Here is an 11,723-nt window from a genome sequence, read left to right as displayed (position 1 = left end):
CTTCGCACCTGGAATCGTATCTATTTTACAGAAAGCTATGAAAAATACCAGCCCAACCGGTTAATAGAGCTTTAATACGTATGTTTACTTTTTCACTTACTCAATTTTTTAAACAACCAATTGCATGAAGAACATCCTACTGTTTCTACTTTTCTATGGTGCCCTCTTGGCTACCCCGGCATTGGCGCAGGAACGGCGCGTGACCGGCCGTGTAACCCAAGCCGACGACAACAACGGCATTCCAGGAGCAACCATCCAGGTGAAAGGCACCACCCGTGGCACCCAATCTGATGCCAGCGGTAACTACTCGATATCGGTTCCGGCGCAGAGCAACATACTGGTTATCAGCTTCATTGGCTATGCCTCGCAAGAGATCATCATCGGTAATCAGTCGGTCATCAACGTATCTTTGGCTGGAGATACCCGTTCACTCAACGAGGTAGTGGTAACGGGCTATGGTACGCAACAACGCCGCGACGTGACCGGCTCGATGGCTACGGTTAAATCGGCCGATATTGCCAACCTGCCCGTACAAACTTTCGAGCAAGCCCTCCAAGGCCGTGCACCGGGGGTACAGGTAACGCAAAGCAGCGGTAAACTAGGGGCAGGTCTTCAGATTCGGGTGCGGGGTGCGGCCTCTATTTCGGCTGGTAACGAACCGCTCTACGTCATCGACGGTATTCCCATTACCTCGCAAGACATAGGGACCACCACCACCGAACCATACAGCCCACTAGCCGACATTGACCCCAACGATATTGAGAGCATCGACATCCTGAAAGATGCCTCGGCTTCGTCTATCTACGGCTCAAGGGCATCAAACGGCGTAGTGCTGATTACCACTAAGCGTGGAAAGGCTGGTCGGACCAATGTAAACATCGGCTACTATACAGGCATCAGCGATCCTACCCGCCTGCGCAAATTTCTGAACCGCGATCAGTACATCGAGTTGTTTTCAGAGGCTGCCAAGAATGAGGGTTTGGTGCCCGCCGAAGAATTTGACGGCAATGGTATTGATATCAATTCAAAAGACGATGTTCTTTGGTCTGAGCAGGCGTTCCGCCGGGGTAACATCAACCAGTTGAATTTCAACGTGAACGGTGGTACCGACAAGACGCAGTTCTACCTCAGCGGCTCGGCCAACAAGCAACTGGGTATCATTAAGGCTAATGAATTTCAGCGTAACAACCTGCTGCTGAACTTAAATCACACGGCCAGTGACCGACTGAGCTTTGGGGCTAAATTTGCCATTGCCCGCACCATCAACAACAAAACGCCCGACGACAACGACTTTGCTAACCCGGTGCAGCTCAACGCGCTGCCACCCCTGCAACCCGTTATTGACCCCACCACTGGCGAGCTGAACAACCGTACGCTCTATTACAACGCGCTGATCGAAATCACCGACGCTACCAACCGGGCTACGTCCTACCGGTCATTTGGTAACCTCAACGGCACGCTGCGGCTGGCCAAGGGGCTAAACTTCCGGTCGGAGTTTGGGTATGATCTGCTCAACCAGCAGGAAGAAATCTACCGCACCCGCCGCACCGAAAGCGGTTCGCCGTCGGGATTCGGATACCAGAACCAGATTCGGGCGTTAAACTGGACCACCAACAATACGCTGGGCTACATCAACACCTTTGGCGAACATGCCATAGATGCCCTGGCGGGGATTACGTATCAGGAAGCTAATACGCAGGATGTAAACGCCACGGGCCGTGGTTTCCCCAACGACCAGTTTACCAAACTGGCCAGTGCCGCCCGGATTGTGGGGGGTAGTTCGTCAGAGACCGGCTACAGCATTCTGTCGTACATCGCCCGGGTTAACTACCGCTTTCGTGAGCGGTACCTGCTTAGCCTGTCGGGCCGGATAGACGGGTCGAGCCGGTTCGGGGCCAGCAACCGTTACGGTGTTTTTCCGGCGGTGTCGGTAGGTTGGCTGATTAACGAAGAAGGCTTCCTGAAGGGTAATCAGACCCTTAGCCTGCTGAAGCTGCGGGCCAGCTATGGCCTCACGGGTAACTCGGAGATCGGCAATTTCTCATCACGGGGTCTATACAGTGCCATCTTCTACGCCGATCAGGCTGGTATTCGCCCCACACAATTAGCTAACCCGAACCTGGGTTGGGAAACCTCGGCGCAGGTTGATATTGGACTTGAATTTGGTATTCTGCGCAACCGCATCAACGGTCAGATCGATGTGTATAGCAAAGATACCCGCGATCTGCTGCTGAATCGTCCCCTGCCGGGCGTGAATGGTTTCACCACCATTGCTCAAAACGTGGGTAGCCTGCGCAACCGAGGTATCGAGTTCAGCTTTACCTCGCAGAACACGATCAAAGCCTTCCGTTGGTCGACCAATTTCAACATCTCGCTCAACCGCAATACGGTGACAAAACTAAACGGCCAACCTATCGAACCCGGTTCGCGTTTTCTGGGTCGGGTGGCCGTGGGCGAGCCGTTGGGGTATTTCTATGGCAAAAAATTCCTGGGTGCCGACCCCCAGAACGGCGACGCGATCTACGAAGGCCCCGACGGTAAACCTACCAACGATTACGCCGCTGCAGCGCTGACTAAAGTAGGTGATCCCAACCCTAAATTTATTGCGGGCGTGACCAACTCGTTCTCGTATAAGGGTATCGATCTGAGCTTCCTGTTTCAAGGCGTTTTCGGCAACGATCTTTATAACGTAGCGGGCTTCTACCAGTCGGTAAGCGCTGATTACTTTGATAATCAGACTGTTGATCAGTTGAACCGCTGGCAGAAACCCGGCGACATCACTATGGTGCCGCAGGTACGGCTCTATGGTGCCAACGGAAGTCAGCCCTCGTCGCGGTGGGTGCAGGACGGCACGTTCGTTCGCCTGAAGACAGCATCGCTAGGCTACACCATCCCGTCGACCTTGCTGAAAAAAGTGTACCTGCAAACAGCGCGGGTGTATGTAACGGGCCTGAACCTACTCACATTTACCAAATACACCGGCTATGATCCCGAAGTAAACACGCAGTATGCGTCGACCAGTAACCAGTCGGCCAATGTAACGCTGGGTCATGATTTTTACACCCCGCCACAACAGCGCACCATCACCTTCGGTATCAACATCGGTTTCTAAAAGACCCCTCAGCATCATGAAAAAACAACTGATTTATAGCCTCACGGCGCTGCTCATCAGCCTGTCGGCCTGCCAGAATAGCCTTGATCTGCAACCCCGCCAAAGCATCGACGCAGCCACGGCGCTCAACAATGACCAGGGTGTAGCCTCAGCTATCATTGGTGCCTACGGCCAGTTGGGTGGTGGGGCGTTGTATGGTACCAACCTGCTGCTGGTGCCCGACATCTACGCCCCTGACAACTACGTTACCTGGCGGGGCACATTTGCTTCATACCGCGAGTTGGCCCTGAAAACACAGACAAACGCCAACGCCGAAGCGCAACGAATATGGCTGTCGGCCTATGGCGCCATCAATACGGTCAACAATGCGCTAGCATCTATTGGGTCTGTGAAAGATGCCACCCTGCGCAAAACATTGGAAGGCGAAGCTCGTTTCATTCGGGGTATTCTGTTTTTTGAACTGGTGCGCCTCTATGCCTTGCCCTGGACCACTGGTACGCAAAATCAGCAGCCGGGCGTTCCATTGGTACTTACGCCCAGCCTCACCGTTGAGCAAGCCGCTGCTCAGGTGCCCCGCGCTTCGGTGGCCGATACATACAAGCAGGTGATCGACGACCTGACCAAGGCTGTTGCACTGCTACCCGAAGACAACACCACTCGTGCCGATAAGTACACAGCACAGGCATTTTTGGCGCGAGTATACCTGCAACAGGAAAATTACGCGGGTGCTCTGGCCGCTGCCAATGCCGTAATTCAGACAGGTTTCTACCGGTTAAATCCTGCTGTAGACGCCGTTTTTCGGAACCGTAACACGCCGGAGAGTATCTTCGAAATCCAGCAAAACGACCAGAACAACGCTGGTACCGCCAATGATGGCCTCACTACCTTCTACGCCAGTATACCTACCGATGCAGCTCCAATTGGGCGCGGTGACGTGCAGGTGAGCAATACGTTTGTGGCCACGTTCGACCCTGCCGATGCCCGCCGCAACGAGCTGTTGTACATTGGCTACAAAGGAGGTAACCGCGTTTATTCGGGCAAATACACTGAGTTTGGTGCCAACATCCCAGTTATCCGGTTGGCCGAACTGTACCTAATCCGGGCCGAAGCCAACACGCGCCTGAACTCGAAAGTAGGCGCTGCCCCCGGCGACGACATCAGCTTGATTCGGGCGCGGGCGGGCATTGGTCCCATCGCCGTACCCACGCTGGCGCAAATCCTTCAGGAACGTCGCTGGGAACTGGCTTTTGAGGGACACCGCCTTCACGATATCAAACGCTTCCGTCAAAGCGTGGGTACGTTCGTCTGGAACTCACCCCGTCTGGTGCTGCCAATACCTAAGCGCGAAGTGGACGTAAACCCGTCGCTCGTTCAAAACGAAGGATATTAAGCGAAGGTATTTCAGCAAAAAGGGATAGCCCCGCTACCAATGGTAGCGGGGCTATCCCTTTTTTAGTAGTTGATTACCAGTGCGTTGAGAAAAAAAGACTCTACTTTTCTGTCAAATCCTGCTGGGTCACGCGCACTTCGCTGATGCGCTTGTCGTCGGCGGCGAGCACGTGGAAGGTGAACGACTCCACGTTTACTTCGTCGCCGGGGCGGGGGAGGCGGCTGAACAGTTCGAGCAGCAAACCACCCAACGATTCACTGTCGCCACGTACGTCGTCGAAGGTGGTAGGGTCTACATCGAGTACCCGGCAGACGTCGGTGAGGGGGGTGCGGCCTTCAAAAATGACCGTATGGTCGTCGATGCGCTGGTAGCCCGTTGGCGTTTCTTCATCGAACTCATCGTTGATGTCGCCGAAGATTTCTTCAATGATATCTTCCAGCGTTACCAGGCCCCGCGTACCGCCGTATTCGTCAATGACAATGGCAATGTGTACACGCTTTTTCTGAAAATCCTGAAGCAGATCGTCTACTTTTTTGGTCTCTGGTATAAAATAAACGGGTCGTTGCAGCGATGTCCAGTCGAACGAATCATCGGCGTTGAGGTGGGGGAGCAGGTCTTTCAGGTACAAAATTCCCTCGATCTGGTCGATGGTTTCGCTGTAGATCGGCACCCGCGAATAGCCCGCTTCGTTGAGTTGGGCCAGCAGTTCCGTAAACGTCAAATCATTGGGAAACGCCGTGATGTCCATCCGGGCGCGCATCACCTGTCGGGCGGCCAGGTTGCTAAAATTCACGATGCCCTTCAGTATCTCTTTCTCTTCGGCGGTGGCATCGGCCCCGGTCAGTTCAACGGCTTCGCTTAGCTCCTCAGCCGACAGTTTGTACCCACGCCGCCGAATGCGCTTGTCAACCTGATTGCTTAGGTTCACCAGCAGGGCAGCCAGCGGCGCAAAGACAACCAGGGCCGTACGTGCCAGCCATTGGGTGCGTTTGCTGATAGCCAGCGCGTACTGAGAGGCGTAGATTTTGGGCACCATTTCGCCAAACAACACAATCATGAGCGCCGTGGCTAACGTAACGCCCACCAGCAACCAGCCCGACGCGTGCGCCCAGCCCGACACCAGCCAGGTCACGTAGGTGACGATGAGGACAATGGCGATATTGAACAGGTTATTGAGAATGACCAGCGACGCCAGCAGCCGCTTGGGGCGCTCCAACAGCACCGCAATGCGTCGCTCGGCGGGGTCTTCACTGTCGCGGCAACGGAGCCTATCCTGCGCCGACAAGGAGAAAAAGGCGGCTTCGGCGGCAGAGGCCAGGGCGGCAACGACCAGCAAAAGCAACACTACAGCCACGTAGGGGCCATAAAAACTAAAATAGGTGCCCCAGTCGTTGCCAACTGGAAGCACCTGTGTGGAAGAGGGGTCGCCTGGGTCCATAGTTAAAAGGGCAAATCATCGTCGGCACCACCGGCATCAAACGAGGCGGCGGGAGCCGGAGCAGGTTTGGCTGCCGGGCGGGCCGGGGCAGCGGGCTGCGCGGCGGGTGCCGCCGCCTGTGGGCGGGGTGCCTGCGCGGCCGGAGCAGCCTGCTGCTGACGTGGTGCCGGGGTCTCCTGATAATCGCCGCCTGCTTCGTCGTTGCGGCTACCCAGCAGTTGCATGGTGTTGGCCCGCACGCGCAGCGAAAAACGCTCTTTACCTTCTTTGTCAACCCATGTTTCGGTGCGCAGACGCCCTTCGATATATACGGGATTACCTTTACGCAAATACTTCTCGGCTACTTTGGCCTGATCGTTCCAGAGTTCAACCCGGAACCATTCGGTCTGTTCCACGCGCTCGCCACTGCGGTTCGTGTACTTTTCGGTTGTAGCAACGTTAAACTGTGCAACTACAGTCCCGCCGTCCAGATAACGGACTTCCGGGTCTGCCCCCAAGTTGCCAATAAGTGTGACTTTGTTCAAGCTTGCCATTGTGCTGTGTGTTAGAATAACAGATGGTTTACGTGGGTTTAGAGAAATAAATTTACCGATTTTCGGCGACTTATGCAAACGCGCTGACCAAATACTCTGTAATCAGCACGGGCTTGGGTAACTGGCTGATCTGCTGCATACTGTACCAACGAAAACCGTCGGGCAGGGCTTCGGAAAGCGCTGCTGGCAGATCGATTTTATAGAAAACGGCCTCGATCCGCTGGTGCGACAGTAGCTGCCTACCCGTTGCCGCCGGGCCATGAAAAACGCCCCGTTTTGCCAAATCGTTCACCTCCGTCGGCAAGGATAAATCGCTTAGGGTAGCCTTAGGCTCGTCGGTTTCCAGCAGGTAGAATTCGTGCAGGTTTTGCCAGATATCGCGGCCCACGCGCTCATGCATGGCCACCCGAAGCTCGCCGCTTTGGTGAGTGCAAAAGACCAAGTAAAGAAAAAAACGCGCCCGCACGGCCGCTTTCTTTTTCTTTACCGGCAATACCCGCTGCCTCCCGGTCTGGTAGGCTACACACTGCTGCTGTAGGGGGCAAATAAGGCAGTCGGGGGCCACAGGTGTGCATTGAATGGCCCCGAACTCCATAACGGCTTGGTTATACGTAGCCGGGTCGATGGCATGAGCTATCAACCTCGTGGCCAAAGCGGCAAATGTTTTTTTGGCCCCCGTGCTCATAATATCTTCCTCGATCCCAAACACCCGCGCCAGTACCCGATACACGTTGCCATCTACCACTGCTACCCGTTCGCCGTAGGCAAAAGAAGCTACCGCCGCCGCCGTGTAGGCACCAATACCTTTCAGGCTGAGTAAGTCGCGGTACGTGGTCGGGAATGAGCCGTTAAGCGCAGTATGGATGTGTTTGGCGGTCTGATGCAGGTTGCGGGCGCGGGAGTAGTAGCCCAGTCCCTGCCAGAGTCGCAGCAGAGCCTGCTCGTCGGCCTGTGCCAGGTCGGGCAGGGTTGGGTAGGCTTCAACAAAACGGAGATAGTACGGAAGTCCCTGGACTACACGCGTTTGTTGCAGAATGATTTCCGACAGCCAAATGCGGTACGGATCGGTGGTATGTCGCCAAGGAAGATCGCGCCGGTGATGGTCATACCAGCGTTCAAGGGTAGGCGCAAAGCGAAGGTGAACATCGGCGCTTTCCGATGCGTTTGTGTCTGATTGCCAGTCCAAAATAAAGCGTTGAGTTTTGGCGTTGGTAGTGAATAAAGGAGCGAAGGGTTTCATTTTCAATTGAAAAGCTCTACCTTTGTACTCCTTTTTGGGTGCCAGAAAATCAACATTCAAGTAAACGCTAAAGTTTAGTAAAGTCGTGACGAAAGCAGACGTAATCGCCGAAATTTCAGATAAAACCGGAATTGACAAGGCAGATGTAACCTCTACCCTGGAGCAATTTTTTGCGGTAATCAAAAACTCGCTATCTGAAGGAGAGAACATTTATGTGAGGGGCTTCGGCAGCTTCATCAATAAGAAACGAGCAAAGAAGGTTGCCCGGAACATCTCGAAGAACACCGCTATGGTCATCGACGAGCACTTTATCCCCAGCTTCAAGCCGGCTAAAGTCTTCGTTGAGCAGGTAAAAACCAGCGACAAAGCCAAAGTATCGGCTGAGTAACACACTACCTGTTTGGTTAGGCAGCATCCTAGGCAAGCCTAACCAAACAGGTACTAAGCAGGTGACCAGGTAGTTAGCGATATGAAAGCATCCACGCTGTATGTGCTGGTAGCTACGGTTGGCTTAAGTGCTGGTCTGTACAGTCTGCCCCGATGGGTAGTGCAGAACAAAACCAAGCAATTGGGTAATGCGCCGGGTGGTCGTTCAACGGCAACGCCCGTGTCCGATTCGATGAACGTAGTGGCTAACACAGGCACTAAAGACGAGTCGACTATTGAGCATAATCAGCCACTTACACCCGGTCAGCAGAAGCAGGTAGAGACATTGCAACAGGCCTACGCCACGGCAACGCCCGCTACTCGTCCCGCCGTCGCTCAGCGTCTGGTTTCCTTTTTTCGGTCGGCCAGCCGGTTCGACAGTGCTGCTCACTATACGGGTATCCTGGCGCAGTTGGCCCCCACCGAACAAAACTACCTACGTGCCGGCGACCAGTACTTTGAAGCTTACGGGTTTGCCGTAAACGAGAAAAAGACAGCTTATCTGGGTGAAAAGACACGGGAGTTTTATCAAAAAGCGCTCGACAAAAACCCAAATCTGCTGGCGGCCAAAGCCAATATGGCGATGACCTACGTGAACACCCAAACGCCGATGCAGGGTATTATGCTGCTTCGCGAGGTGCTTCAACAGGACCCCACCAACGAACTGGCTTTGTTTAACCTGGGTATGCTATCTATGCGTTCAGGGCAGTACAGCAAAGCCATCGACCGGTTTCGGCAAATTCTGGTTAACGATCCCACCAACCGCCGCGCTCAGTTTTATCTGGGTGTCAGTTTGGTAGAAACAAACCAGAAAGAGGAAGCCAAAACGGTTTTGGCCGACGTGAAAGCCAACGAAAAAGACCCGCAAATTCAGGCGGCGATCAAGGAGTTGGAAGAACGGGTAAAATAAGAGTTTACAGTTTTCAGTTTGCGGTCTTTAGTTGCTTCGCTGGGGAAGCAGCAACCTCAATGAAGCAACTGAAAACTGTAAACTCAAAAAATAGGGCTTGCCGAGTGGCGGGCCGACATCTAGTTTAACTCATTAACCCCACAGCATTATGCCTTGCGGAAAGAAACGGAAGCGGCACAAGATTGCCACCCACAAGCGGAAAAAACGGCTAAGAAAAAATCGGCACAAGAAAAAATAGTGATGAGTGGTGAACGATAAACCGGTCCGCCGGTGCGGGTGAGTTTGCCTGCGCCAGCTTAAGCAGATTGTTACACTTACCGTTTACCACTCACCACTTACCGTTATTAAGAAGCCCCGCCGTCTTTTGCGTGCGTGGCTTCTTTGTTTTATCATACGCCATTCTAACCGTGCCATCAGCTTGTGAGCAACGAAATAGTTATCAGTTCGACTCAAAAAGGGGATCGGATTGCTCTGTTGCAGGATAAGCGCCTGCTAGAGTACCACCTCGATGAGTCGGAAAGCAGCTTTACGGTTGGCGATCTATATTTAGGTACCGTTAAGAAGTTGTCTTCGGGCCTCAACGCCGCTTTTGTCGACGTGGGTCATGAAAAAGACGGGTTCCTGCATTACCAGGACCTTGGTCAGCATATCAACTCCCTAAACAAGTTAACTAAAGATGTAATCGCCAAACGGGTCAATACGGGCAGGTTGTCGGGTTTCGAAATGGAACCAGACATCGAGAAGATCGGGAAGATCGACAAAGTATTGACCAAAGGGCAGTCCATTTTGGTGCAGGTGGTGAAAGAACCCATCTCCACAAAAGGACCGCGCCTCTCATGCGACATTTCCATTGCCGGTCGGTATTTGGTGCTGGTGCCTTTTTCAAACGGGGTTAACCTCTCCAAGAAAATCACCGACCGGGGCGAACGAAACCGCCTCCTGCGCCTGATGTCGTCTATCAAACCCCAAAATTTCGGTGTCATCGTACGTACGGTGGCGCAGGGAAAAGAGGTGGAGGAATTAGATAGCGACCTCCAGAATTCGATTGACAAGTGGGACCGCGCCATGCAGACCCTGCGCGACGCTAAACCCCGCGACCGGGTGCTGAGCGAAATGAACCGCGCCTCGTCGATCCTGCGCGATATGCTGAACGAATCTTTCGACAGTATCACCGTCGATACGCAAGAGAGCTTCAACCAGACGCGCGAGTTTATCCATACCATTGCCCCGGAGAAAGAGAAAATCGTAAAGCTCTTCACGGGTAAGACCAAGATGTTTGAGGCCTTAGGCCTGGAAAAACAAATTAAGTCGCTCTTTGGCCGGTCAGTGAGTTTGCCGGGCGGTGGGTACCTGATTATCGAACATACCGAAGCCCTGCACGTAATCGATGTCAACAGCGGCAATAAGTCTAATTCGGAGGAAGATCAGGAAGCCACGGCTATCAGCGTGAACCGCGAAGCCGCCCGCGAAATTGCCCGTCAGCTTCGGCTGCGCGATATGGGCGGAATCATCGTTATTGACTTCATCGACATGAAGAAGGCCGATAATAAGAAGATGATCTTCGACATCATGCGCGACGAGATGAAGGGCGACCGGTCTAAGTTTACGATTCTGCCCCTAACCAAGTTTGGCCTGATGCAGATTACCCGGCAACGGGTGCGGCCCGAAATGAACATCGTCACGCGGGAGGTATGTCCCACCTGCGGTGGTACGGGCACTATTCAGGCCAGCGTGTTGATCACCGACGTGATTGAGGGTAACCTCGATTACATCCTGACTAAACAGAATGAACGGGGTATTCAGATCGTACTCCACCCATTCCTTCATGCTTACTTCACCAAGGGCATTCTGTCGAAACAACGTCGCTGGTATCTGAAATACAAAACCTGGGTTACGCTCATCAAAGACAGTTCACTGGGTATCACTGAATTCAAATTCCAGAACAAATCGGGCGATGAGATTGAGTTGGCCGGAGCCGCTGTACCCGCCCCTATGACGTCGGCACCAGCGCAGGTTGAGGCATAAGAGACTACTAGCATACCGCTACCTCGAAACGGGACACAGGCTTTGGCGCTTCAGGTAAGATTTTGTATCTTTGTTACCATACTTGATAAAACAAGTATTATTCATGTAAAAACAACGGTGAAGCTCCGGCTAGCCTTGTTTATAGTTTCAACCTTCCCCACTTGTAAAGGTTAGCCCTGACACCCCTGGTGTCAGGGCTATTTTATTGCCGGTAGTTATACCCTAATTTTGACCCATGGAACAGCAGAATTTTAATAACGACAGCTCTATCGACGTTGAGCTTAGCGAAGAAATAGCCGAAGGCATTTATGCTAATTTGGCCATGATTGCTCATTCAAACAGCGAGTTTATTGTCGATTTTATACGACTGATGCCTGGCGTACCTAAGGCAAAAGTGAAGTCACGTATTATTCTGACACCCGAACACGCCAAACGCCTGCTGTTAGCGCTGAAAGAAAACATTCGCAAATATGAAGAGAGTTTTGGTCCCATCAGCCAGCCCGACGACACATTCCGTTTTCCCAGCGGCGGCTTTGGCGGCCCGGTAGGAGAAGCGTAAAAACAGTAAATTTTTTTTGCTACCTTTGCAGTCCGATTTTTCGGAATGGCGCAAGGGGTTGCGCCTAGTAAGTCTCTTATAAACAAACAG

General features: G+C 53.1%; 9 protein-coding genes. 6 read left to right on the top strand and 3 right to left on the bottom strand.

The annotated features are described in order from the left end of the window. The first annotated feature begins 124 nt into the window (after positions 1–124). Entirely contained in the window at positions 125–3,112 is a 2,988-nt protein-coding gene (locus J2I48_RS06585) for a SusC/RagA family TonB-linked outer membrane protein (protein WP_207334617.1), read from the top strand. A 16-nt stretch (positions 3,113–3,128) separates the two neighbouring features. Beyond that, the gene (locus J2I48_RS06580) at positions 3,129–4,502 is read left to right on the top strand and encodes a RagB/SusD family nutrient uptake outer membrane protein (protein WP_207334616.1); all 1,374 of its coding nucleotides are present in this window, start codon (positions 3,129–3,131) and stop codon (positions 4,500–4,502) included. Between the two features lie 100 nt (positions 4,503–4,602). Here J2I48_RS06580 and gldE read toward each other — a convergent pair whose 3' ends face one another. The 3 genes from gldE to mutY form a co-directional block, all read right to left on the bottom strand. Further along, complete coding sequence (gene gldE, locus J2I48_RS06575; protein ID WP_207334615.1) at positions 4,603–5,940, bottom strand: gliding motility-associated protein GldE; 1,338 nt, start codon at positions 5,938–5,940, stop codon at positions 4,603–4,605. Between the two features lie 2 nt (positions 5,941–5,942). Next, complete coding sequence (locus J2I48_RS06570) at positions 5,943–6,473, bottom strand: single-stranded DNA-binding protein (RefSeq protein WP_207334614.1); 531 nt, start codon at positions 6,471–6,473, stop codon at positions 5,943–5,945. Positions 6,474–6,543: 70 nt separating this feature from the next. Continuing rightward, complete coding sequence (mutY, locus tag J2I48_RS06565) at positions 6,544–7,713, bottom strand: A/G-specific adenine glycosylase (protein WP_207334613.1); 1,170 nt, start codon at positions 7,711–7,713, stop codon at positions 6,544–6,546. Positions 7,714–7,798: 85 nt separating this feature from the next. Between mutY and J2I48_RS06560 the strand changes: the two genes are divergently transcribed. The 4 genes from J2I48_RS06560 (at position 7,799) to J2I48_RS06545 (ending at position 11,633) form a co-directional block, all read left to right on the top strand. Further along, positions 7,799–8,101, top strand: a complete 303-nt coding sequence (locus J2I48_RS06560) for an HU family DNA-binding protein (protein WP_207334612.1) — start codon at positions 7,799–7,801, stop codon at positions 8,099–8,101. 81 nt (positions 8,102–8,182) lie between these two features. Then, entirely contained in the window at positions 8,183–9,049 is an 867-nt protein-coding gene (locus J2I48_RS06555; protein ID WP_207334611.1) for a tetratricopeptide repeat protein, read from the top strand. Positions 9,050–9,469: 420 nt separating this feature from the next. Beyond that, complete coding sequence (locus J2I48_RS06550; RefSeq protein WP_207334610.1) at positions 9,470–11,074, top strand: Rne/Rng family ribonuclease; 1,605 nt, start codon at positions 9,470–9,472, stop codon at positions 11,072–11,074. 235 nt (positions 11,075–11,309) lie between these two features. Next, positions 11,310–11,633, top strand: coding sequence for a DUF3467 domain-containing protein (locus tag J2I48_RS06545; RefSeq protein WP_207334609.1), 324 nt, complete (start codon positions 11,310–11,312; stop codon positions 11,631–11,633). Positions 11,634–11,723: the final 90 nt, after the last annotated feature.

Origin of the sequence: Fibrella aquatilis, from assembly GCF_017353255.1 — a bacterium.
Lineage (GTDB): Bacteria > Bacteroidota > Bacteroidia > Cytophagales > Spirosomataceae > Fibrella > Fibrella aquatilis.
This window is presented reverse-complemented; position numbering and strand designations above follow the sequence as displayed.

What these genes read in the sequence shown, in the direction of transcription:
- J2I48_RS06585 (WP_207334617.1), top strand. Translation starts at nt 125, where the DNA reads ATGAAGAACATCCTACTGTTTCTACTTTTCTATGGTGCCCTCTTGGCT.
- J2I48_RS06580 (WP_207334616.1), top strand. Translation starts at nt 3,129, where the DNA reads ATGAAAAAACAACTGATTTATAGCCTCACGGCGCTGCTCATCAGCCTG.
- gldE (WP_207334615.1), bottom strand. Translation starts at nt 5,940, where the DNA reads ATGGACCCAGGCGACCCCTCTTCCACACAGGTGCTTCCAGTTGGCAAC.
- J2I48_RS06570 (WP_207334614.1), bottom strand. Translation starts at nt 6,473, where the DNA reads ATGGCAAGCTTGAACAAAGTCACACTTATTGGCAACTTGGGGGCAGAC.
- mutY (WP_207334613.1), bottom strand. Translation starts at nt 7,713, where the DNA reads ATGAAACCCTTCGCTCCTTTATTCACTACCAACGCCAAAACTCAACGC.
- J2I48_RS06555 (WP_207334611.1), top strand. Translation starts at nt 8,183, where the DNA reads ATGAAAGCATCCACGCTGTATGTGCTGGTAGCTACGGTTGGCTTAAGT.
- J2I48_RS06545 (WP_207334609.1), top strand. Translation starts at nt 11,310, where the DNA reads ATGGAACAGCAGAATTTTAATAACGACAGCTCTATCGACGTTGAGCTT.